The following is a 22,653-nucleotide window of genomic DNA, read 5'->3' on the forward strand; positions in this document are numbered from 1 at the left end:
TGTACCTTATAAGGGGCCGGCTACGTCTCGATCGATCACGGGTTTTTCGGCGAGACTCAGCCGAGACTCAGCCCAAAGGAGGCGCCCAATGTCAGTGATCGCACCCGACGAAAGGGCTGATTTTCTCGCCGTCCTGCGTCGGCACCATCTCGCCGAGTCCGACTTTGTCCTTCAGGAGACCGGAGCGACCGATATCGTGGACGAGGTCTACCCGCTGAGGGGCAGTGTCACCGTCGTTCGCACGTCATCACTGCGGGAACGGGAGTACCAGACCGGACACGGCACCGCGTGGACAGTCGAATTTGAGAAAGACGTGATCCGGGGCGTATTTGGATGAGCGCCGACAGGCGACGATTTCCCCACGGGGGCGTCTCAGTTGCGGCCCGGCGGCTTGCCTCGGGAGCTATCGCGCCCGCGTTGAATCGATGAGCTCGTCGGCCTCGCGTTCCAATGCGTCGCCTTGCGCCGAACGTTGCGTGTGGCTGAGCAGCGTGCCTAGATTGCGCAACGTGCGTGCTTGATCCTGCCGCCAGGTCAACGGATCGTCGTGGGCGAGTTTGCGGTACAGATCCAGCGCTCGGCGCCATGCGTCTTCCGCTTCGCGCGGCCTGCCGGTGCGGCTGTAGAGCACGCCCAGATTGTTCAGGATCCGTGCCTCGTCAGGCTGGTACGCGACCGGCGTATCGCGCGACAGCGCGCGGACGATCCGCAGCGCGTCCTGGTAGGTCTGCAGCGCCTTGGCCGGCTGCCGTTCGAGGCGGTACAGCACGCCAAGATTGCCCAGCGTATGCGCCACGTCGGGCTCGTAGATCGCGGGATTTTCGCGGGCGAGCTGTTGACGGATCTTCAGAGCTTGCCGGTAAGCGCGCTCAGCTTCCGGCAGCCGCTCGCTTGCGCTGTAGCAGTTCCCGAGGTTATTCAGCGTGCGCGCAAGCGCCGGACGCCAGGCGGCGGGATTGTCATGTTCGAGTGCGTGCTGGATGCGGAGCGCTTCGAGATAGGCGAGTTCCGCGTCATGGGTGCGCTGTGTCGCACTGTAGAGGATGCCGAGGTCGTTGAGCGTCATCGCGACCGCGGGCCGGTACTTTGCCGGGTCCTGTCGGGCCAGCGCACGGTCGAGGGCGAGGGCTTCGCGCCACGCGTCTGCCGCATCCTGCAGACGCTGCGTGTCGCGGTACAACGTTGCGAGACTATCAAATGTGTTAGCCACTGCGGGACCGTAGACCGAAGGGTCCACGCGCGCGAGCGCCCAGTAGATTTCGAGCGCGTGCAGCCATGCGGCTTCGGCTTCCTGCTGCTGTTGCCGCATCACATACAGACTGCCAAGCTTGCCGAGCGTCCGCGCGATGGACGGCTGCCATGCGGCGGGACGCTGTTGCGCAAGCATCCGATACTGGACCAGCAGCGCCCGATACACCGGCTCGGCACGCTCGGGCTCGTGCTGCACGAGCAGCGTGTCGGCGAATGCGGTGGCGATGTCCTTATCGTCGGGTTGCAGCGCATGGGCATGCTCCAGGTACGGCAGTGCGTTCCATGGCATGAAGCGAAGCAGTTCGACGCTCGCCGCTTCGTAGTTGCGCGCGGCGCTTAGCTGGGCGGTACCGGGTGCCTCGGCCATGAGCCGCATCAGCAACGCAGAGGCGCGATCCAGATCGAGACGCCTCACGGCGGCGGCGGCCTGCAGTTCGGTGAGGGCCGTGCTGTGCGTGATCGACAACCTGCGCAGCAGCTCTTCATAGCGTGCGTTCCATTCCGAAGCCTCGGCTCCGAGGTCGATATCGGAGCGCGTTCTGATCTGCGATGCGAGGCTTTCGAGGATCGGTTCGAAGTTGGTGAGCGCGGCTTCGTTGGTGGCTTCGTCGTGATCTGTCTGCGAGAAGATCGCGTGCAGCATCGTGTTGGCCGCTGTCGCCAGCGCGGCACGTTGCTCGGCGGAGAGCCCGTCGTGCTTCACCGCGCGGTTCAGCCGTTCGGTGACGCGTGGGAGCGCGGGCGCGGAGACAGCGCAGCGGGTCCGCACTTCAAGTCCGTCCTTGACGGCGACCTCGGAGAACGACGGCACGCACGCACCGGACGCCCCCGCAGCGGCGCATGCGGTGGACAGCGCGGCCATCGCGATGCCGGACAAAATCTTGCCCGTACACATTTCCAGTCAGGCCTACAGAATTACCGCTACAGCGTTGCGCGGCGCATCGCTTCGCCCGGAATGCCGCAATGCCGTCGCGTGTATTCATTCTATCGAATACAGTTAGCCTACATTCGCCAACTTGACGACGCCCATCGTGAACTTCGAACGCGGCCACACCTTCTCCTTTAGCCCCGACGGCGAACACTTCCTGCTCGACGGCCTGCCGTTCCAGATTCGCAGCGGCGAGATGCATCCAGCCCGCATCCCGCGCGAATACTGGCAACACCGGATCCGCATGGCAAGGGCGATGGGGATGAACTGCGTCGCGTTGTACATCATGTGGAATTACCATGAGACGCACAGAGGCGTGTTCGACTTCCACAGCGGTAATCGCGATATCGAGGCTTTCATTCGCCTATGTCGATCCGAGCAGATGTGGGTGCTGTTGCGCCCCGGGCCTTACGTTTGCGCAGAGTGGGATCTGGGCGGTCTGCCGGCCTGGCTGTTGCGCGAGCCGGACATCCAGTTGCGGACCGACTCGGCCACCGATCCTCGCTACATGGCGGCGGTGGCTCGCTATATCGACGAACTGGTTCCGCGCATCAAGCCATTGATGAGCGAGCACGGCGGTCCGATCCTGATGATCCAGATCGAAAACGAATTCGGATCATATGCGAGCAATCCGGCTTACCTCGAAGAGCTCAGGCAGCTTTGGCTCAAAGGAGGCATAAGCGGGCCGTTCTACACCGAAGACGGTCTCGCGCAACTCGAACGCAATCACACCACGGTGACGGGCGGCGCGATCGCGCTGAGCAACGGCAACGCAGCGCAAATCGCAACGGTGCGCCGCAATTTCCCCTCCGTGCCCGCGATGGCAGGCGAGGTGTATCCGGGGTGGCTCACGCATTGGGGCGAAGCGGCCTTCGCGGGCGTGGACTACGACCTCTCCAGCAGCTTGGCCACGTTCATGCAGGCGCGACTGTCGTTCAACCTGTATGTGATTCACGGCGGCACGAGCTTCAGCTTTTTTGCCGGCGCGAACGTGGACGATTCGGGCAACTATCAGCCCGACATCACGAGCTACGACTACTCCGCGCCGATCAACGAACAAGGCATGGCGACGCCGAAGTACCTCAAGTATCGAGACCTGATCGCCAGCTATCTGCCCGAACCGTTGCCAGCCATACCGGATGCCATCGCCACGCTTGACTGCGCAGGCGTTGGGGCCTTGATGCCAACGCTCTACGCGTCGATCTGGGACAACCTGCCAGCGGCACTGCCGCACGAGCAAGGCGTCGAACCACAGTCGTTCGAACACTACGGTCAGGCGTTCGGCTTCGTGCTGTATCGCAAGTTTTTACCGGAGCACGCGAGCGGTGTGCTGGATATCAGCGGCGTTCACGACTATGCGACCGTTTTCCTTGGTGAACAGTACGCGGGCGGCGTATCGAGAGCGCAACTGCCGCGCAGGTACGCGCGGTCGCTCCACATGATGCATCGCGCGCCGCTTGCCCTGCCTTCGGCGCGGCAGAATCAAGGGTCGAGCACGGACAGTCTCGTACCGCTGGAGATATTCGTCGAGGCCATGGGACGCGTCAACTTCGGACCCGCGCTCGTCGACCGCAAAGGTCTGCTCGAACCGGTCACGATGCAACACGTAGACGGCTCAGTCTCGTTGCTCGAGCAATGGGACGTCCACCTGTTGCCGATGGATGACACGTTCATCGCCAACCTCAACGAAGGCTGCACGAACCCGAGCAAACCCGGTCTCTTTTTCAAGGCGAGTGTGCTGCTGGCCGAAGTCGGCGACACCTGGCTCGACATGAGCAACTGGACCAAGGGTATCGTCTGGGTCAATGGTCACAACCTGGGACGCTACTGGAACATCGGCCCGCAAAAGCGCCTGTATTGCCCCGCGCCGTGGCTCGTGCAAGGTAACAACGAGGTACTGGTCTTCGACCTCCATCAGATCGACGCGAGGCCGATTCCACTGGCCGATCGCCTGTACTAGCGCGCGCGCCTTCTCTTCTTCACCGTTTCGCCGCGGCGACCGGCGGCAGTTCGAGCGTGAGCACTTCGAACGGCGCGAGTTGCACTGCATGCGGTACATCAGCGTCCAGTTGAGCGGGAATGCCGGAAGCCCTTGCACGCCCAACGCCGCGCGCTTCGAATCGTCCCACCGCCCCATCCGGCAACTCCAGTTGGCGCCGCAGGTCGAGTATGAAGCGTTGTGTGCGACTGTGAGGATTGCGCAGCGTCACGATCGACTTGCGCGGCGCCCACGCTGCCCAACCGTAAGCCGCCTGTTCGTCCGGCGCGCCGCCAATCCAATGGCTGTCGCGCAGGATGTCGCCGTTTTCGCGCGCCCATCTCGCGGGGCGCGCAAGCTCATCCCAGTCGTGCTCGCGCAGCAGCGCCGGCGTGATGTATAGCTCCTGCAATTGCGTGCCGGTCCCGAAGTACGACCACACTTCGTTGGAGAATGCGTCTCCCGTCGACGTATTGAGGCGAGGATTGCACTGCGCATAGAGGATGCCGTGCAGCATCAGCGAATTGAGCGGAAAGAGCGGACTGCGCTCCACGACGTTGTAATACGTCTGCGTGTCGCGGTAGGTGATCCAGCGCTCGCGGTTCGTGCCGCTTCCCGCCAGGCCATCGTCGCTGCCGCCGCGCCAGATGGAGTCGACATGGCGCAGCCAGAACGGCGACGGATGCGTACCTGTCGTGAGATTGATGAAGGTTTCGGGCTTGGCCGCGCGGATGTCCTCGATCAGTTGAATCGCCGCGTCCCAATCGCTGTCGAACAGGCTGCCAGGAAACACCCTGTCGGCATTGCCCGTGCCGTCGAACTTGAATTGATTGACGCCGCCCTTGTCGAGCATGTCCATCACGACCTCATGAAAGCGCCGGTAATACGTCGGACCCGACAGCGCGAGACCGTTGTCGATGACCTCATAACCAGCGGCACGTCCTCGCGCTACGCGTTCCTGTTTCGGCGTACCGTAGCCGCCCCACGGCGAAAGCCATATGCCGGGAGCGGCGCGAAATCGCGCGGCAGCGTCGCGCAGCGGAACGAAGCCATCTGGAAATGCGTTGCTGAATTGCCAGCCGCCGCCAAGGTCGTCCCAGCCATCGTCGAACAGAAAAGAATCGATTTGCACCCCGCGCACTGCATGCAACTCGTGGCCGATCGTTTCGATGCGTTCGAGCGCCTGTTCCTGCGAATATGGCGTCAGATAGCCGATGTCGCCCCAGCTGTTGTAGTGCAGAAACGGCCGATATGGGCGGGCGCGTTCCCGCTCCAGATAGATGCCGAAGTCGCGCCGAATCTGGCCGTCACTGGCTACACCTGCCACAGCCGAGTAGACCAGCGTTCTGTTTTTCTGTAGAGGCAACGCGCGATGCAGCGTAAAGCCAAAGGTGTCGCCCTCTACCTGACTTGTCGCCAGCGGATGCTCGAAGCCCAGATAAAAGTTGCCCGCACCGACCGGCGTGCCCTTGCGCTCAGGACTGGCCTTGGCGCCAGCAGCGCGCGTCTGCAGCAATGACACGGCGGTGATCGCTTCGTCCCGAAGAAGCGCCGTAATCGCAAGTTGGACGCGCAGATATCGTGACCCGTCGCGTTGCTCGACGCTCCATTGCACCTTTAGGCGTCCATGAGTATCGACCAGGGAGATGCTCGCGCGCCGCCCTGCGATTCGTTCGCCCAGGCGCGACGCACGCGGGTTGGGATCGACCGCCGCGTCGCTCACCGGCGCAACGACCTTCATCTCGGCCAGGCCCGTGGTGGTTCCGTCAGCGAGCGTGAGCGTGAACGGCGCGATGAGGAGCAGCGTGCGTTTGCGCTCGCAATCGATCAGCGAGAAACCGGCGAGACGTTCGTTCTCATGCGTCCAGCGCAATGCAATCGCGTCGTTGCCGAATGAGGAGAGATGGCCCGTCGTCTGGAGCACGGGCATGCCGGTTTGCGTAGGCAAAGCATGGTTGGCGCGCATGGAGCACCTGTCTCGGGCCAGAGCAGCAGCAAATAGCGTAACGGCAATGGACCTACGTGTTCAAGGCACGGCGCGCGCGGGTGAAATTTTCTCATGGGGCGACAGACCGCTCACCCGCGAAGTGGGCGTGGACTGAAGCGACCTTGCTGGCCTGCCCGGCGTGCGGCAGCTATCAAATCCGCGCACGCGGGCGAGTCGGAGCGGGGAAACGCGTAGAAACGTGCAACCGGCAACGCGGGCAAACCTTCTTTGCGACCCAACAGGCGCAAACCTTCGACTCGCTGACTATCGGCGATGACGGTAACGGCAAAACCCGAACTCGCCGCCGACAGACAGGCCGCCATGCTGCTGCTCTCGAACACGAGGCGCCATGCGCGCCCCGCCTTGTTGAGTGCCGCGATTGCCGACTCTCGATAGATGCAGGGATCGGGAAAGACGGCCAGCGGCAGCGGCCGGTCGAGATCCAGAGGTTCATGTTGCGCGTAGGCCCAGACTAGCGGTTCTTCCCACAGCAGTTCACCACCTTTCCCGACACGGCTGCATTGCTTGCCGAACACGAGATCCAGACGACCGCGCTCCTGCTGGCGCAACAGATCGGCCGTGATGCCGACTTTGAGGTCGATTGTCGCCTCGGGATGTCGCTGTCGAAAACGCTGTAGCACCTGGGGTAGCCAGGTGCCGGCAAAATCTTCCGATGCACCGACCCGCAGTAACCCGCGCAGCGGCGCGCCGCGCAGTTTCGCGCGGACCTCGCGTTCCAGATCGAGAATGTTGCGGCCGTACGCATACAAGGTGTCGCCGCCCTGCGTCAACGCCAGGTGGCGAGTCGTGCGTGTCAGCAGATCAACGCCGACCATTTGTTCCAGGCGCTTGATATGGCCGCTCACGGCCGAAGGAGTCAGCGCCAGACGCTCGGCGGCCGTGGCAAAGCTGCCGCTGTCCACGACTTCGAGAAAAGTGCGGAGCAATACGGTATCGAGCGGAACACCGTCGGCCGCGGGCAGAATGTCCATTGAAACGATTCAACACAAATAATCACCAATGAGTCGTGATTATTCACCAATCGCGACGAGACGTCGAGCTATCGTGGCACTACCCTGTTTGCACGAGGAAACCCATGAACACCTACCGCCACGCCGCTACCCAGCGGCTCGACATTGCCTATCTCGAATGGAACCCGCAGGGCGCGCGAACAGCGGTGCTGTTGCATGGCTGGCCGGACAGCCCGCAGTGCTGGAAGAGCGTCGCGCGCATTCTGGCCGATTCGGGTTACCGCGTGCTCGCACCTGCACTGCGGGGCTTCGCGCCCACCCGGTTTCTCGATACGAGCACGCCTCGCAGCGGCCAGTTGTCCGCGCTGGGGCGCGATCTTCTGGATTTCGTCGACGTGCTGCAAGTTGAGCGGCCGGTCCTCGTCGGACATGATTGGGGCGCACGCGCGGTCGCTAATGCGTGCGGCCTGCGAGACTGCGTGGGCTCACATCTGGTCATGCTATCGGTGGGATACGGCACCAATGCTCCGGACCAGATATTGACCCTCCAGCAGGTACGCAATTATTGGTACCACTGGTTTATGGCCACGCCGCGAGGCGCACGCGTGGTTCGGGACGAGCGTGAGGCCTTCGCCCGGCAGATGTGGGATAGCTGGGCGCCGGCCGGCTGGTACACGCCGGCCGACTTCGCCGAAGCGGCGCAGTCATTCGTGGGCGACGACTGGGCCGATGTCGTGCTCCATTCCTATCGACATCGTTGGGGCTTTGTCGACGGAGACCCCGCTTACGCCGACGATGAAACGCGTCTGAATCCAGCACCGGTGCTATCGGTTGCAACGCTGGTGCTGCACGGCGGTGCGGACACTTGCAATCATCCCGATAGTTCGAGCGGACGGGAGTCGTACTTCCGTGGGCGATATGAGCGGAAGGTTCTCGATGGTGTTGGCCACTTTCCACAGCGCGAAGCGCCGCGGGACGTCGCCGATGCCATCTTGCAGTTCTGTGTCACCCATCGGTAGGCCGATGGCGCATGCCCCACCGATAGAGAACAAACAGAAACGGATCGACGATCGTGTAGCCGCACGGCAACGCGTACAAACGCCCGTCGGCGAGCTTGCTTTCGATCTGCGCAAACGCTGTCTCAATCGTCTGTCGAGCGTGTGCGGAGACCGCGGCATGCAACGACACCTCTGCGACGAAGCGCGCGGGTCGCCAATAATGAATCGTCCGGGGTGATGTCTCGTTGACGTCACCACGAGCCTTCCTACCTTTCGCTGCTCTTGCCGCCGACGCCGACCTTGCCGCGCCCGACCTTGCGATGCGGCGCACTGGGGCGCAGCCTTTTCCTGGAACTGGCTGTCAGCGTGACGTGCTCCGAAGGGTAGCGGGTCGTTCTGTCCAGTGCGGCTTGATAGGCGCGATGGCCTGGATCGTTGCGCCTCGTAGCTGACATGACTGGCACCTCCTCAGAGAATCTTAGGCCGAAACAGCCCGGCGGTTTTGGCGTCTTCCTGAGTATGGTGCGCGTCATTCATGACAACCCGGACCGCCGCACCCGGAAAGCCGGAAAAAGCTGTCGCCGCAGTCCGTCAGCCAGCGCCGTTGCACCCTCAGCGGCGATCCAGTCCAGGCGTCACAACGTTCGTTTTTCCGCAACCATGCTTTCGCCCAGCCCCGCTTCTTCCAGACGGCGGGAAGCAGGACTATACGTCCACGCCTCGACACATCGCCGCGGCCTCTTCCAAAAGGATTTGCAATTAAAGTGGACACCATTCATCGATATCGGATCGGTGCCGACGAAGCGCACGTGCAGACACCGAGCGCAGGCGTATTCGAGGACAGCGTGCAGCCGATTATCGATGCGGGCCAGGCCCTGTTGATCGACGCACAAAGCCAGCCCACGCTCGAAGGCCTGGAAGGGTTCACGTTCTATCGAACGAAAGGCCACAGCTTCGGCCATCTGTCGATCGGCTTCACTTCCGAAGGGCAGCACGCGCTGTTTTCAGGCGACGTCATGCATCACCCGATTCAGATAGCCAAGCCCGAGTGGAACTCGACTTTCTGCGAGTTTCCCGACGATGCCGAGCGCTCGCGGCTCTGGGCGCTGAGCCACGCCGCAGATCGGCACTCGCTGTTCTTCAGCAGTCATTTCCCCGGAACGTCCGTGGGCGTGGTCGAAAGGCAGGCCGGCGGTTTCGTCTGGCTGCCCCGCTGAACCTCTGCACCAGAGAGCAAACATCATGGCAACCCAAGCACAGATTGAATCCTGCGACTTCATGATCCCGAGCGATACGCCTGAGATCGAGCTTCACATCCGCAACAAACGGCCGGCAGGCCGCACCGACTTTGGTGAAGCACGCACCGTGCAACCGCCTGCACGAAGATGTAAGCGCTCGTCGTAGCGAATAAAAAGGCCGCTTGCAGCGAAGCCGATGTCTGAATGTCGGAGCAACGGTGCGAGCCAATGACGTTTTATCGCCGACTGCACGCATTCAACTATCCGTCACTGTAACCAGCCGCTCGCCCATTCTGTCTGCAAAGCGCAGATCGTTGCGAAGGCGAGTTGCGCGCATGCTCGACGCGTAGTCGTCGATCAAGGCGACGATACACATGCGTACGATACCTTCCACTTCAAGCGCGTTCATGACGCTCATTGCGAACACATCCGGTCAGGAAACAAGGTCAGCGGCCCATTACTTCTGATTATTGGCACTGAGCAGATTTGCTGCATATCAATAGCGACTACATGCGGCGTCACCGCTCTTGACGTTGGCTTATTGCCGAATGATCATGTCCTCTGATGCCTGCGTCGAACTTCTGTCAGTCGCACCTTCAGGAACATTGATACCCGTGCGTAGTCATTGTTGGGAGACGTGCAATGACCTACCCGTCCCAATCCATTATTCAATGGACGAAAGACAACGCGAAACAGCTTCTTCCCGATGCGGTTTTCCTCAGCTTGCTACATCGGAAGCGTATCGGGCGCTTCCCTAAACTATTTCACCCCACAACCTACAACGAGAAAATCCTGCTACGTTGCTTGCGGCCGGACTCGCGATACAGCGCTTTGACCGACAAACTGACCGTACGCGATTACGTCAGAGAAAAGATCGGTGAGAAATACCTTATCCCCATCATCTCCGCACCCTCGGACTTTACGCAAAATATTTTCGACATGCTGCCGAATTCCTTTGTCATGAAGGCAAATCATGGAAACAATTTTGTAGAAATCGTCCGGGACAAGTCGCAGCAGAGTTTCGAACATCTCCAGCTTCTCGCCAGCCAATGGCTATCCACCAATTTCTACAAAAATGCGCGGGAACGGCACTACCGAGGAATTCAGCCACGCATTTACTTCGAGAATCTGCTGCTCGACGAGCACGGCATGATTCCTGCCGACTACAAGGTTCACTGCTTTGCGAACGGATCGGGGCGACCTGTAATGTTTATCTTCGTGATCTCAGACCGTTTCGGAAGTAATACGCGCGGCGACACATACGACGCACAATGGAACCGTATCGACCTCGAGTTTGCTCCCTACGTTCGCAGCACGAGACCGGCACCGCGGCCGAACAATCTGGAGTTGTTGCTGGATACGGCAGCGCATTTGTCCGAGGGTTTCGATTATGTACGCGTCGACCTGTACTCACCATCTGACCGGGTGTTCTTCGGCGAACTCACTTTTACGCCGGGGGCCGGCGTAAGTCCCATGCTACCCGATCGTGTCGATTATGAATGGGGACGTCTTCTGACATGATGTAGGTGCGATAGCCGGACGCGCCCTGATCTCCAACTGGTACGACGGTCACCCGGCTGCCGAAGATGCGCGGCAGCTGATGGTCGTGACGACGTTCCTCTTCATTCGCCTGGCGGCCGGCTGTGACTGCCAGGCCCATTAGCGGCATTCAGCTCTGTTAGTCGATGGACGCGCCCCCTTCACGGGCCAATTTTCGCCGCGAGCGTCCTTCCTCCCTCAAGCCTTTGTAACTCGATCGGCGCCATGGGTTGCCGGGTGGTCTGTCAGTTTCGCCCACTTGTTCCATAAGCTCATATTACAATGCCGGGCTAAAAACGCCGCCCGGTACGGCGGCACCCGGACCATCACGCTCAATGTCGACCCAGCTTTCGAATCCTCCGTCGCTCGCCTCGGCCTCCGACCAACCTGCCGCCGCAGGCATCGCATCACTCGGCTGGCTGCTACCCTTCCACGCAGTCGTCTGGACTCTCGCCGCTTGGCTCGCGCGCGGCAATCTGGACATCCAGGGCGACATGGTCGAGACCTACGTCTGGGGCATCGAGTGGCAGGCCGGTTACGCAAAGCACCCGCCGCTTTCGTCGTGGGTCGCAGCGGCCTGGTTCAGCGTGTTCCCGCATACCGATCTCGCGTATTTCGCGCTGTCGGCGGTGAACGTGCTGGTCGGCCTCGCCGGGATCGTCGCGCTCGCCGGCCGCTTCGTGCCGCGCCAGATCGCGATCTTCGCCGGGCTTGCGATGGCGGTATCGCCGCTTTACTCGAATCTCGCCATCAAATTCAATCCGAACTCGATCCTGTTGTCGGTCTGGCCGTGGACCGCCTACTTTTTCGTCCGCTACGCGCAACCGGGCAGCCGCCTCGCGCGCAGCGGCGCGGCGCTCGGTCTCGGGGCGTGCGCCGCGCTTGCGGTGCTGGGCAAGTACTTCACGATCGTGCTGCTGCTCGGGCTGTTGCTGGCATTGCTCGCGCGCCCCGCATGGCGTGCGCGCCTCGTCAGCGTCGATTCGCTGCTCGCGGTGGCGGCCGGCGTCGCCGTGCTGGCCCCGCACGTCCACTGGATGATGGTCAATCATTTCCCGACGCTCGAGTATGCCGCGCAACGCACTGGCGGCACCCTGCTCGCCGCGGTCGGGCGCTTTGGCATCTACACGCTCGCGCAGATCGGCTATCTCGCGCTCAGTTTCGTTTTCGTGCTGTTGATGGTGCGCACCCGCGGGGCTGCGCGGCTGATGGCGCTGAGCGTCGTTCGGCCCGCGTCGCACCCGGATCTCTGGTGGCTCGCGCTGGGGCCGCTGTTCGCCGTGGGCGTGCTGTCCGTGACCGGCAAGACGCAGATGGCCTCGGTCTGGGGCATGGCGCAGTGGTTCGCGATCGTGCCGCTCTGGCTTGCCGTGCTTGCGCAAGCCCGCGTCGAGTTCGCGCCGCGGCGCGCGATACGCGCGATGGCGGTTTACTGGGCGCTGGTGCTCGCGGTGTCGGCAGTGGTCGGCTACACGGGGGCGCGGCGCAATACCGACGACGCGGCCGAGCCGCGCGCGGAACTCGCAGCGGCCGCGCAGGCGGTGTGGTACGAACGCACCAGCCGGCCGCTGTCGATCGTGGCGGGCTCGACGCATGAGGCCGCTTCGATGGTGTTCTATGACGGCGGCCGCGCCCGCTTCTGGGATCTCCACTGCCCGGCGGCAACGCCCTGGATCACACCCGCCGATTTCGCGCGCCAGGGTACCCTGATCGTGTGCCGTGGCGACGACTCGGACTGCATCGCGACTGCATCGTCGCTAAGCCATGCAGCGCCGGTTGCGCTCGAGGTGGGCAAGACCGCGTGGGGACGGGAGTTGCCCGCGCGTCCCTACCAGCTGTTCGTGATCGTGCCGCAGTCGTGAACCACGCGCCGATCACGCCGGACCGCGGCCGACCGCTCGTCGTCGATCCCGATGGCAATACGCTCGCAACCCAACCGGGCGTGTGGAAAGGGGTACCATGAGCACACCGTCGGACGCCAGGTTCATCTGTGCCTGAGCGTGTAACGTCTCTCTCGCCAGGGGTCCTGCCATGATCGTGTATCACACCGTACCCGATTCACCGGTCGTCGAAATAACCGTCGAAGGCAAAATCACCGACCACGAGCTGCGCGAAGCCATCGAGCGCATGCGTGGCGATCTTGAACTGAACGGCAAGACCCGCGTGCTCGAACGCATCGAGCATTTCAGCGGCATCGAACCGAAGGCGCTGTGGACCGACCTGACGCTCGGCGTCTCCGTCGCCCGCAAAGTCACGCGCGCCGCCGTGGTGGCCGACGCGGGCTGGATTCACGCGTCGATGCATTTGGCGCGGTTCTTTACAAAGGCCGAAATGAAGGCGTTTCGCGTCAACGAGCTGGAACAGGCGCGAGCCTGGATCAACGCCTGAACGTCGTCTCAGCCGAACGCATTGAGCAGAGACCAGCACTGCCGCATCAGGGACACGCAGCGCCACCGGAACAAGAAGGACAACAGGAGAAGAGGAGCACATGACGAAGCGAGTGATTGTGACCGGCGGCAGCGGCCTGGCCGGGAAATGGGTCGTCCAGGACCTGATCGAGCACGGCTACGAGGTGATGAACGTCGATCGCGTGCCGATGGCAGCGCGCACCGCGCGCACGTTGATTACGGACATCACCGATGCGGGCCAGGTATTCAATGCGCTGGCATCGAGCACGGCGGCGGGGGAATTCGCCAACGACCTCGAACCCAAGCCGATCGACGCGATCGTGCATTTCGCGGCGATCCCTCGCATCATGATCACGCCCGACAACGAGGTTTACCGAATCAACGTGATGGGCACGTACAACATCCTCGACGCGGCGTCAAAGCTTGGCATCCGCAAGGTGATCGTGGCATCGAGCGAGACCACCTACGGCATCGTGTTCGCGCACCGCGACCGCAGTCCGGAATACTTCCCGCTCGACGAGCAATATCCGGTGGACCCGATGGACAGCTACGCGACGTCCAAGGTGATCAACGAAGTGACGGCGAAGGCGTTTCACGCGCGCACCGGCTCCGACATTTACTGCTTGCGTATCGGCAATGTGCTCGAACCCAGCGACTACGCGAAGTTTCCGCAGTGGCTCAAAGACCCGGCACTGCGCAAGAGGATTGCGTGGAGCTATATCGACGGCCGCGATCTCGCGAGCGCGTGCCGGCTCGCCATCGAAAAGGATGGCCTCGGCTTTCAGGTCATGAACGTCGCGGCCGACGACGTATCGTCCGACGTACCCACAGCGGAGCTGCTTCGGCGCTACTACCCGGGCGTGCCGCTCAGAAAGCAACTCGGCGAGTTCGAGACTCTGCTCAGCAATGAGAAACTCAAGCGCCTTCTTGGGTGGAAACAGCAACACTACTGGCGCGACGAAGCGAAGAAGATCGCCTAGCAGGCATGGCGGGCCGGTACCCTGCCGGCCCGATCATGCCGTGCGAGTCTCGATGGCCCACCTTGCAACGACGCAGCCCGGTGCAATGGCGTCGTTTCTCGATCCCGCGCGGATCAGTGCTTGTGCACCTTCTCCAGACTGTCCGCGCGATGCACCGCATGCTGACCGCTTTTCTCGCTTTCGACCTCGTAATGGGGGTCGTCCTTCGACGCGCTGACGACCTGACCCTCCAGTTCCGTATCCCTGATGATCCTGCGCACGACCGTGCCTGTCGTCACGCCTTGCGGGGTGTTCCAAGTAACGCGATCACCTGTTTTCAGTCGATGGGACATGATTGTGCTCTCTAGTGGTTGAACCCATAGGATCGCAGCATTCCTCGTTCCTGAAGTCGGTGCTCGCGAAGATCAGTAAAGCGACATCGTCGATGCAGACCGTTCAATACGCTGGATCAACGGTTGAAATCGCGGCCCGAGGTCACGGCATCGACATAACCTGCGCGAATGACGAAGTCACCGAAGTGCTCGTGCTCGACGCGTTCGCTGGCGAAATGGCCGAGCGTCGTGTCGAGCGACTCGAGGATCGTCTGTTCGCCGACGTTCTCGCGATACAGGCGATTGAGTCTTTCCCCGTGAAAGCCGCCACCCAGATAAAGGTTGTACTTGCCCGGCGCGCGTCCCGACAGGCCGATCTCTGCGATGTATGGCCGCGAGCAACCGTTCGGGCACCCGCTCATGCGCATCGTGATCGGCACATCCGTCAGCCCGTGCTTTTCGAGCAAGGCTTCGATCTTCGTCACGAGAGACGGCAGGTAGCGCTCGCTTTCGGCCATCGCCAGACCACACGTCGGCATCGCCACGCAGGCCATCGAGTTCAGGCGCAACGCGCTGTCACGAACGTGAGCGAGCAGACCGTGTTCTTCGGCGAGCCGCTCGATTTGCTCGCGGTTCGCGTCGGGCACCTGAGCAATCACGATGTTCTGATTAGGCGTCAGGCGAAACGTGCCGACGTGCACGCGCGCGATCGCACGCAGACCGTCGAGCAGCGCATGGTCCGGCCCGTTGCTCAGGCGGCCGTTCTCGATGAACAGCGTCAGGTGATGCGCGCCGTCGTCGCCCGTCTGCCAGCCCAGTGCGTCGCCGTTCGTCGTAAAGGCAAACTGGTGCGCGTTTCCGAGTGCGAAGCCCAGCCGCCGCTCGATCTCGGCTTTGACCCAGTCGAGACCGAGATCGTCGATCGTGTACTTGAAGCGCGCGTGCGAGCGCTCCTTGCGGTCGCCGTAATCGCGCTGCACGCTCATCACCGCTTCGCAGGTGACAAGCACCTGATCCGGCGTGACGAAGCCGATTACGTCGGCGAGCCGCGGATAGGTCGCCGCCGATTGATCGCTGCGGCCCATTCCGCCGCCGATCGCGACGTTGAATCCCTTCAGTTCGCCGCGCTCGGCAATGGCGATAAATCCGAGGTCCTGTGTGTAGACATCGATGTCGTTGACGGGTGGAACCGCGAAGCCAATCTTGAACTTGCGCGGCATGTACGTCTTGCCGTAGAACGGCTCCTCGGGTTCCGGGCCCTCGATGCGTGTCTCGCCATACCAGGTCTCGCGATAAGCGTGCATGCGTGGAATCGCCTGGTCGCTGGCGCGGCGTGCGAGGTCATAGACAGCGGCATGGAGTGACGACAGATGCGGATTGATCGAGCACATCACGCCGCGGGCGTCGTCGCCGCAGGCAGAGATCGTATCGAGCTGCACTTCGCGCAGGCCCTGAATCAGGGGTCGCAGGTCGTCTTTGAGCACCCAATGGAATTGAACCGTTTGCCGCGTCGTCAGCCGCAGTGTTTCGCCGCCGTTCTCGCGCGCGAGTTGGTCGAGTTTGAGCCATTGCGCAGGCGTGCAGACGCCGCCTGGCATCCGCACGCGAATCATGAACTGAAACGCCGGTTCCAGCTTTTGCCGCCGGCGCTCGTCGCGCAGATCGCGGTCGTCCTGCTGATAGATGCCGTGGAATTTCATCAGCTTGGTGTCGGTATCGGCTACGCCGCCCGTCAGCGGATCGGCCAGGCTTGCGCCTATCGTGCCGCGCAACTGGTCGCTCGCGGCCTTCAGACGTTCGTCCGCGCTCAGGCGTTCGACGGGCTGTGACAGGTCGCGGCTGCGATCCGGTTCGGTATGTGGGTTGCTCATCATGTCGCTCAGTAGACGTCGCGCTGGTAGTGCCCGTCGCGTTGAAGCTGTTGAAGGTACGCTTGCGCGCATTCGGTATCGAGCGCGCCCTCGCTGCCGATGATCTCGAGAAGCGTGTGATGGACATCGGGCGCGAGGCGGCTTGCATCGCCGCAGACGTACAGGTGCGCGCCTTCTTCCAGCCACGCGAAGAGGTCGTGGCCCTGCGCCTGCATCCGGTGCTGCACGTAGGTCTTCCCTTCGCCGTTGATGCGCCGGTCGCGCGAGAAGGCAACGTCCATCCGGGTCAGTACGTTGTCTTTCAGCAGCCGTTGCCACTCCGTCTGATAGAGAAAGTCGGTGCGGAAGTTGCGTTCACCGAAGAAAAGCCACGACCGTCCGTTGGCCCCGCGTGCTTCGCGTTCCTGCATGAACGCGCGAAACGGCGCAATGCCGGTGCCGGCGCCGATCATGATGATCGGCACGTCGCCTCCGGGCAGCCGGAAGTTCGAATTCCGGTGTATGTACACAGGCAGTTGAGCATCGAGCTCGGTGCGCTCGGACAATTGGCCCGACGCTACGCCTGCGCGCGGTTCGCCGTGCAGTTCGTAGCGCAGCGCCGAAACGGTCAGATGCACTTCATCGGGTGCCGCGGCGAGGCTCGATGCAATCGAATAGAGGCGCGGCTGCAAAGGTCTTAGCGCGGCCAGGAAGTGCTGCGCGTCGATGCCCTTGACGGGAAACCGCCGGAGCACGTCGATGATGTGGTGACCGCGCATGTAGGCGGTTCGCTCGCCGGCATGCGCATTGTCGACGAGACGTTCGAGCTCTGCCGCACCGGAAAGCCGTGCCCAATGCTCGAGAAAGCGTGGCGTGAGCGCAGTGACTTCGAAGCCCGCGCCGAGCGCATCGCCGAGTGTGGTGTCGTTGCCCTTCACGTCGACGGCTTGCGAGTCATCGAGATCGAGTTCCTGCAGTACCGCGCGAACCACTGATGGGTCATTCGTCGGCACCACGCCCAACGCGTCGCCCGGTTCGAAGCTCAGGCCCGAGCCTTCGAGCGACAGCTCGATATGCCGGGTTTCCTTCGATGATCCACGCCCCGTCAGCGCAATGTTTTCAATGACGCGGGCGTGAAATGGATGTTGCCTGTCGATGGCGGCCCGCCGTTGCGGCAACGCGCCTGCGGGCGCGCGCGGCTCGGCTCTGGGCGGATGACCGCCTGCGGATAAATTGCTGCCCAGAAACGCAAGGGTCTGCTCGATCCAGGCGTTCGCCGGTTGTTCGTAATCGACGTCGCAATCTACTCTCTGCGCGAGGCGCTCGGCGCCGAGCTCCTCGAAACGGCGGTCGAGCCGCTTGCCCGCCTCGCAATAGTGTTCATAGGTCGAGTCTCCCAACGCCAGCACGGCAAAACGCATGCCGCCGAGCTTCGGCGCCTTGCGTCCTTCGATGAACTCGAAGAAGTCGGTGGCCGACTGCGGCGGATCGCCCTCGCCATAGGTGCTCACGACGACGAGGACATCCTGCTCGTCCTTCAACTGGCGAACCTTGTAGCTCGCCATGTCATGCAGCGATGCGGCGAGACCGCGTTGCGCCGCCTGCTCGGCGAGCGTGCGGGCGAGCGCCGCGCTGTTGCCGGTTTCGCTGCCGTAGAGCACGGTGAGCCGGCGTGCCGAAGTGCCGCCGAGATCGGCTTCAGCAGCCGGTGCGCGCGCTTCGGCTCGCAGTGTGCTGGCTTGATCGAACCCCGCCAGATATCCGCTGACCCAGACGAGTTGCCGGGAGTCGAGCGAGGTCGTGAGGGCCTTGATGTGTTCCCACTGGGCCTCGGTCAGCACCGGGTCCCGAAATTCCGCAACAGCCATCTCTCTATCGACTCCAGACGTACGCTGCCCGGGGTGTCCGCGTGAGCGTGTCGCGCGGGCCTCGACAGGTCAGCTTGGTGATGAACCAACCGCAATTTTCCGGCACCGGTTATCCGCAGGCAAATGGATTGTCATTGCAATTGAAAGCAAAAATTTTGATATAAAACGATGGATATCACGCTAGCTCGCACCTTTCTCGAAGTCTCGGCAAGTGGCAGCTTCATATCTGCCGCGGAGCGTTTGCACCTGACGCAGACGGCGGTGAGCGCGCGCATCCGCACCCCGGAGGAACAGCTGGGACGCCGGCTGTTTGTGCGCAACAAGGCTGGCGCCCGTCTGACGACGGCTGGGGAACGCTTCGTCCGGCATGCAACGACCCTCGTGCAGGTGTGGGAACAAGCTCGTCAGCATGTAGCGCTCCCGCCCGGACGGGAAGAGGGTGTCAGTCTGGGCGGCGAACTCAGCCTGTGGCATCCGCTCCTCGCCGACTGGCTCGTCTGGATGCATCGCGAATGCCCGCAGATCGCACTGCGCGCGGAGGTCGACAGTCCGATGCGTTTGCTTGACCGTGTGCATGAAGGATCGCTCGACATCGCTGTTCTTTACAACCCTCCGCAACGTCCTGACCTGGTTTCGGAACTGCTCGTCGAAGAAAAGCTGGTGATGGTGACGAGCGCGCCAGATGGCGCCGAACCGCGCGCGCCCACGAGGTGGGCTCACGGCCGACCGTTCGCGGTAGCAAGCGGCGGACGGATCGGGGCGAATCCGTGTCACAGTGGTGACGGCGCCTGTAGGTTCGACCGAAATGTTCAAGCTGAATGTCTGATCTGGTCAGATGATCATCGAGAGGCGCCCACCGTTATCAGAAGCGTGACGTCTTCTTCCACATAAGCCCGAACGGAAAATGTTCCGTTCGGCGCAGATCAAGCGACCTACACTGCAATTCGACGAAGACAAAAAATATCGCCAGACCTGGCTGGACCTGAACGATCGTATTCCGATTTCGCTTTGATCAGACGGAGTCCGCACATGCTCCCCTTTCTGTGTGGAGGCGCTCATGAAAAAGGAGAGGAAGACAGCACGGCAAATTCTGTCCGCGAACCCGCGGGAGCTGGTTTCGGTCGGACCCGACGACACGGTGCTCAGCGCGCTGCAGCTGATGGCCGACGAGGATGTGACGACGGTGCTGGTGCTGCAAGGCAGCAATCTGATTGGCGTGCTGTCGCAGCGCGACTACGCGCGCAAAGTCGACGTGCTCGGCCGCAACGCCGCCAACACCAAGGTTGGCGACATCATGACCACTCAGGTGTTTTATGTGACGCCCGAGCATACCTGCGATCAATGCCTAGCGTCGATGCACACGAAGCGGATCCGGCACCTGCCTGTTATCGAATCGGGGCGCGTCATCGGCGTGCTTTCCAATAGTGACGTTCTGGAGGAACTCCTGCAGGAGGACGAGCATTTCATCCGGGTTCTCGAGGACGACATGCTCCATCTGACCATCGATACCGGCGGCGCCTACTAGACAGTCGCGCTCGAATTAGACGAGGTGAAACGTGAGCACGCAATCAACCGCGGGGACGCCTTCACCGGCGATCCTTTCCCGCTCGTCGGGCAAAGTGGCGTCCGCGCGCGATGCCGTGCGCCTGATCCGCGCCGGCGATACTGTCGCGACAGGCGGCTTCGTCGGCATCGGCTTCGCCGAAGACATCGCTATCGCCATCGAGGAACTCTGTACGACCCGTGACGAGGATGCGTTAGTCACCCTCCCAAAGCCCCGCGACCTGACGCTGGTCTATGCGGCCGGTCAGGGAGACGGCAAGGATCGGGGACTGAACCATCTGGCGACGCCGGGACTCGTCAAACGCGTCATCGGCGGACACTGGGGTCTGGTGCCGAAGCTACAGCGGCTTGCGGTGGATAACCAGATCGAAGCCTACAACCTGCCGCAGGGCGTGATCAGTCACCTGTTTCGCGACATTGCAGCCGGAAAACCCGGCCATCTTTCACGAGTCGGCCTCGGTACCTTCGTCGATCCGCGCTTCGGTGGCGGCAAACTGAACGAACGCACCACCGAGAACCTGGTCGAGTTGATGCAGATCGGCAACGAGGAATATCTGTTCTACAAGTCCTTCCCGATCAACGTCGCGATCGTGCGCGGCACCACCGCCGATCCCGACGGCAATGTGACGATGGAGCGCGAAGCGCTGACCTTGGAGGCTCTGGCGATCGCCATGGCCGCGCACAACTGCCACGGTCTGGTGATCGTCCAGGTGGAGCGAATCGCCGAAAGCGGCTCGCTCAATCCGCGACAGGTCAAGATCCCCGGCGTGCTGGTCGATTGCGTCGTGCTGGCGCCGCCTGAGAACCACCAGCAGACCTTTGCCACACCGTACAGCGCGGCGTTCGCCGGCGAAATCCGGGTGCCCGCGAGCAGTGTGGCGCCGATGCCGATGAGTGAGCGCAAGGTGGTCGCGCGGCGCGCGGCAATGGAACTCCAGCCAAACAGCGTGGTGAATCTCGGCATCGGCATGCCTGAGGGCATCGCCAGCGTCGCCAACGAGGAAAGAATCCTCGACCTGCTGACGCTGACCACCGAGCCCGGCGTGATCGGCGGCATTCCGGCGGGAGGCTTGAACTTCGGCGCGGCGACCAATCCGCAGGCAATCATCGATCAGCCCGCCCAGTTCGATTTCTATGACGGCGGCGGGCTCGACGTCGCGTTTCTCGGCCTCGCGCAGGCCGATCGGATGGGTAACCTCAACGTGTCGAGATTCGGGCCGCGCCTGGCTGGTGCCGGAGGCTTCATCAACATCAGCCAGAATGCCAGGAAGGTGGTGTTTGTCGGCACGTTCATGGCGGGCCAGAGCCAGATTTCAGTCGTCGACGGCAAGCTGCGCATCCACCGTGACGGCACGGCCAGGAAGTTCATCGAGGAAGTAGAGCATCGCACGTTTTCTGGCCCGTATGCGGCGGCAGCGGGACAACCGGTCCTCTACATCACCGAGCGTTGCGTGTTCGAACTGTGCGCCGAAGGCATGGAACTCATCGAGATCGCACCTGGCGTCGATCTGGAGCGCGATATTCTGGCCAGGATGGACTTCGCACCGATCCTGCGTTCGCCGAAGCAGATGGACGAGCGGATTTTCCTGCCCGAACCGATGGGCCTGCGCTCGAATGTTTTGCGGCTGCCGCTGGAAGCGCGCTTCATCTACGACGACGACAAGAACATCATGTTCCTCAACTTCTCGCGTCTCGAGGTGAAGCGTCCCGACGACATCGCCGCGATCCGGGCTCAGGTATGCCGCGTCTGCGAACCACTGGACCACAAGGTTTATGCGGTGGTGAACTACGAGGGTTTCGTGTTGGACCCCGCGCTGGAAGACGCGTATGTCGAAATGGTCGAGGATATGGTGCAGCGCTACTATCTGGGCGTGACGCGCTTTACCACCAGCGCTTTCATGCGCGCCAAGCTGGGTGACGCACTGACGCGGCGCGGGCTGTCACCTTATGTCTATGAGACGGAGGCGGAAGCGCAGGCCTTCCTGCGCGAGCAGTCGTCAGAGCGCTAGCGAAGCTGAAATCGACATCACATCGGCTTGTTGTCGCCACCCTGCAAGTGGAGCGGGTCCGGGCTCTTCTGGGTCGAGCGCAGCACGCCGGTGTCGTCGAAATAGAAATTGAACAGCAGGTACCACACGTTGTCTTCCAGGTAGCGATAGCTCCAGACTTCGCGTTTCATCACCGGAAAGTAAGTCGTTTCCTCCGGGCGGCCGAAGTTGATCAGAACGTCATTCTTCGTCCACTTGTCAGGCTCCGCGCGGTAAAACTCGTTCGGCTGCAGCACTTGCCGGACGCGGATCACCTTGCCGGTCGGGTCGATGTCCGCGGCGACGGTTACTTCCCCCATGGGCTGCGTCGGCCACATCAGCCGCCGGGAACCGTCGGGCAGCTCGTAGACCTCGCGCGGCTGCCCCATCCTGGCGACCACGGCCGATTCCGGTTCGCCTGCATGGAATGCCTCCCACGGCTGCGCGCAGGCACCAAGCGCGAATACCGCCGCGCCAAGCAGCGCGGCGCGTGCGTGACAGGCACGACCGAATGCCGATCGGGATGAATTCGATCGCCGGGATGTCATTGGGGACTCTACCCGCCAAACTCCGGAGTCAGTGCCTGTGATGTAGCCAACCCATGTGATGGGCGTCGAGCCACTGGGTCATGGTCTCTTGCGGATGCGCGTGCCTGTATCGCCGCGCGAACACGAACGCGATGACCAGCAGGGCCGCCAACGCCACTACCACGCCGATCATTGACTGAGTCATGGCAGCCTCCTTTCTAGGTTGCGA

21 protein-coding genes are annotated in these 22,653 nt (G+C 62.3%); 11 read left to right on the forward strand and 10 right to left on the reverse strand.

Annotated features, from left to right (window positions below):
- Positions 1–88: 88 nt before the first annotated feature.
- Positions 89–337: a hypothetical protein gene (locus AB3X95_RS10175; protein WP_018436237.1), complete on the forward strand. Its 249-nt coding sequence runs from the start codon at positions 89–91 to the stop codon at positions 335–337.
- A gap of 66 nt (positions 338–403) precedes the next feature.
- Here the strand turns inward: AB3X95_RS10175 and AB3X95_RS10180 are convergent, their stop codons facing one another.
- Entirely contained in the window at positions 404–2,146 is a 1,743-nt protein-coding gene (locus AB3X95_RS10180) for a tetratricopeptide repeat protein (protein WP_368621233.1), read from the reverse strand.
- Positions 2,147–2,267: 121 nt separating this feature from the next.
- Here AB3X95_RS10180 and AB3X95_RS10185 point away from each other — a divergent pair, with 121 nt between their 5' ends.
- Complete coding sequence (locus AB3X95_RS10185; protein ID WP_368621234.1) at positions 2,268–4,139, forward strand: beta-galactosidase; 1,872 nt, start codon at positions 2,268–2,270, stop codon at positions 4,137–4,139.
- A gap of 19 nt (positions 4,140–4,158) precedes the next feature.
- On the opposite strand, the gene AB3X95_RS10190 is transcribed toward AB3X95_RS10185, so the two are convergent.
- Together AB3X95_RS10190 and AB3X95_RS10195 are read right to left on the reverse strand one after the other, a co-directional pair.
- A complete protein-coding gene (locus tag AB3X95_RS10190) occupies positions 4,159–6,123 on the reverse strand; it encodes an enterotoxin (RefSeq protein ID WP_368621235.1) in 1,965 nt (654 codons plus the stop codon).
- Positions 6,124–6,233: 110 nt separating this feature from the next.
- Positions 6,234–7,136: a LysR substrate-binding domain-containing protein gene (locus AB3X95_RS10195; protein ID WP_176121976.1), complete on the reverse strand. Its 903-nt coding sequence runs from the start codon at positions 7,134–7,136 to the stop codon at positions 6,234–6,236.
- Between the two features lie 104 nt (positions 7,137–7,240).
- Here AB3X95_RS10195 and AB3X95_RS10200 point away from each other — a divergent pair, with 104 nt between their 5' ends.
- Entirely contained in the window at positions 7,241–8,134 is an 894-nt protein-coding gene (locus tag AB3X95_RS10200) for an alpha/beta fold hydrolase (RefSeq protein WP_368621236.1), read from the forward strand.
- 245 nt (positions 8,135–8,379) lie between these two features.
- On the opposite strand, the gene AB3X95_RS10205 is transcribed toward AB3X95_RS10200, so the two are convergent.
- Complete coding sequence (locus AB3X95_RS10205) at positions 8,380–8,568, reverse strand: hypothetical protein (protein ID WP_176121974.1); 189 nt, start codon at positions 8,566–8,568, stop codon at positions 8,380–8,382.
- 390 nt (positions 8,569–8,958) lie between these two features.
- Between AB3X95_RS10205 and AB3X95_RS10210 the strand changes: the two genes are divergently transcribed.
- Positions 8,959–9,330: a hypothetical protein gene (locus tag AB3X95_RS10210; protein ID WP_368621237.1), complete on the forward strand. Its 372-nt coding sequence runs from the start codon at positions 8,959–8,961 to the stop codon at positions 9,328–9,330.
- A gap of 277 nt (positions 9,331–9,607) precedes the next feature.
- Here AB3X95_RS10210 and AB3X95_RS10215 read toward each other — a convergent pair whose 3' ends face one another.
- Complete coding sequence (locus tag AB3X95_RS10215) at positions 9,608–9,769, reverse strand: hypothetical protein (protein WP_368621238.1); 162 nt, start codon at positions 9,767–9,769, stop codon at positions 9,608–9,610.
- Positions 9,770–9,993: 224 nt separating this feature from the next.
- On the opposite strand from AB3X95_RS10215, the gene AB3X95_RS10220 reads away from it, so the two are divergent.
- From AB3X95_RS10220 to AB3X95_RS10235, 4 genes are all read left to right on the forward strand, one after another.
- Positions 9,994–10,872, forward strand: a complete 879-nt coding sequence (locus tag AB3X95_RS10220) for an ATP-grasp fold amidoligase family protein (RefSeq protein ID WP_368621239.1) — start codon at positions 9,994–9,996, stop codon at positions 10,870–10,872.
- A 353-nt stretch (positions 10,873–11,225) separates the two neighbouring features.
- Positions 11,226–12,752, forward strand: coding sequence for a glycosyltransferase family 39 protein (locus AB3X95_RS10225; protein WP_368621240.1), 1,527 nt, complete (start codon positions 11,226–11,228; stop codon positions 12,750–12,752).
- Positions 12,753–12,921: 169 nt separating this feature from the next.
- Positions 12,922–13,278 carry an STAS/SEC14 domain-containing protein gene (locus AB3X95_RS10230; RefSeq protein WP_368621241.1) on the forward strand — a complete coding sequence of 119 codons (357 nt, stop codon included), beginning with the start codon at positions 12,922–12,924 and terminating at the stop codon, positions 13,276–13,278.
- 100 nt (positions 13,279–13,378) lie between these two features.
- Positions 13,379–14,278 carry an NAD(P)-dependent oxidoreductase gene (locus AB3X95_RS10235; protein WP_176111247.1) on the forward strand — a complete coding sequence of 300 codons (900 nt, stop codon included), beginning with the start codon at positions 13,379–13,381 and terminating at the stop codon, positions 14,276–14,278.
- A 113-nt stretch (positions 14,279–14,391) separates the two neighbouring features.
- Here AB3X95_RS10235 and AB3X95_RS10240 read toward each other — a convergent pair whose 3' ends face one another.
- The 3 genes from AB3X95_RS10240 to AB3X95_RS10250 all read right to left on the reverse strand — a co-directional run bounded on the left by AB3X95_RS10240 (position 14,392) and on the right by AB3X95_RS10250 (position 18,307).
- On the reverse strand, positions 14,392–14,610 hold the full coding sequence (locus tag AB3X95_RS10240; RefSeq protein ID WP_176121968.1) for a DUF2945 domain-containing protein: 219 nt from the start codon (positions 14,608–14,610) through the stop codon (positions 14,392–14,394).
- A gap of 116 nt (positions 14,611–14,726) precedes the next feature.
- A complete protein-coding gene (locus AB3X95_RS10245; protein ID WP_368621481.1) occupies positions 14,727–16,460 on the reverse strand; it encodes an NADPH-dependent assimilatory sulfite reductase hemoprotein subunit in 1,734 nt (577 codons plus the stop codon).
- 8 nt (positions 16,461–16,468) lie between these two features.
- Positions 16,469–18,307 (reverse strand): assimilatory sulfite reductase (NADPH) flavoprotein subunit, encoded by a 1,839-nt coding sequence (locus AB3X95_RS10250; RefSeq protein ID WP_368621242.1) that lies wholly within the window; start codon positions 18,305–18,307, stop codon positions 16,469–16,471.
- A gap of 168 nt (positions 18,308–18,475) precedes the next feature.
- Between AB3X95_RS10250 and AB3X95_RS10255 the strand changes: the two genes are divergently transcribed.
- From AB3X95_RS10255 to AB3X95_RS10265, 3 genes are all read left to right on the forward strand, one after another.
- Positions 18,476–19,198: a LysR family transcriptional regulator gene (locus AB3X95_RS10255; RefSeq protein WP_368621243.1), complete on the forward strand. Its 723-nt coding sequence runs from the start codon at positions 18,476–18,478 to the stop codon at positions 19,196–19,198.
- Positions 19,199–19,364: 166 nt separating this feature from the next.
- A complete protein-coding gene (locus tag AB3X95_RS10260) occupies positions 19,365–19,832 on the forward strand; it encodes a CBS domain-containing protein (protein ID WP_176121965.1) in 468 nt (155 codons plus the stop codon).
- 31 nt (positions 19,833–19,863) lie between these two features.
- Positions 19,864–21,879: an acyl CoA:acetate/3-ketoacid CoA transferase gene (locus AB3X95_RS10265; RefSeq protein ID WP_368621244.1), complete on the forward strand. Its 2,016-nt coding sequence runs from the start codon at positions 19,864–19,866 to the stop codon at positions 21,877–21,879.
- 17 nt (positions 21,880–21,896) lie between these two features.
- Here the strand turns inward: AB3X95_RS10265 and AB3X95_RS10270 are convergent, their stop codons facing one another.
- Both AB3X95_RS10270 and AB3X95_RS10275 read right to left on the reverse strand, forming a co-directional pair.
- A complete protein-coding gene (locus AB3X95_RS10270; RefSeq protein ID WP_368621245.1) occupies positions 21,897–22,445 on the reverse strand; it encodes a hypothetical protein in 549 nt (182 codons plus the stop codon).
- A gap of 28 nt (positions 22,446–22,473) precedes the next feature.
- Positions 22,474–22,629, reverse strand: coding sequence for a hypothetical protein (locus AB3X95_RS10275; protein WP_368621246.1), 156 nt, complete (start codon positions 22,627–22,629; stop codon positions 22,474–22,476).
- Positions 22,630–22,653: the final 24 nt, after the last annotated feature.

The sequence above is a fragment of the Paraburkholderia sp. BR13444 genome, from assembly GCF_040948755.1.
In the GTDB taxonomy this organism is placed as follows: domain Bacteria; phylum Pseudomonadota; class Gammaproteobacteria; order Burkholderiales; family Burkholderiaceae; genus Paraburkholderia; species Paraburkholderia youngii.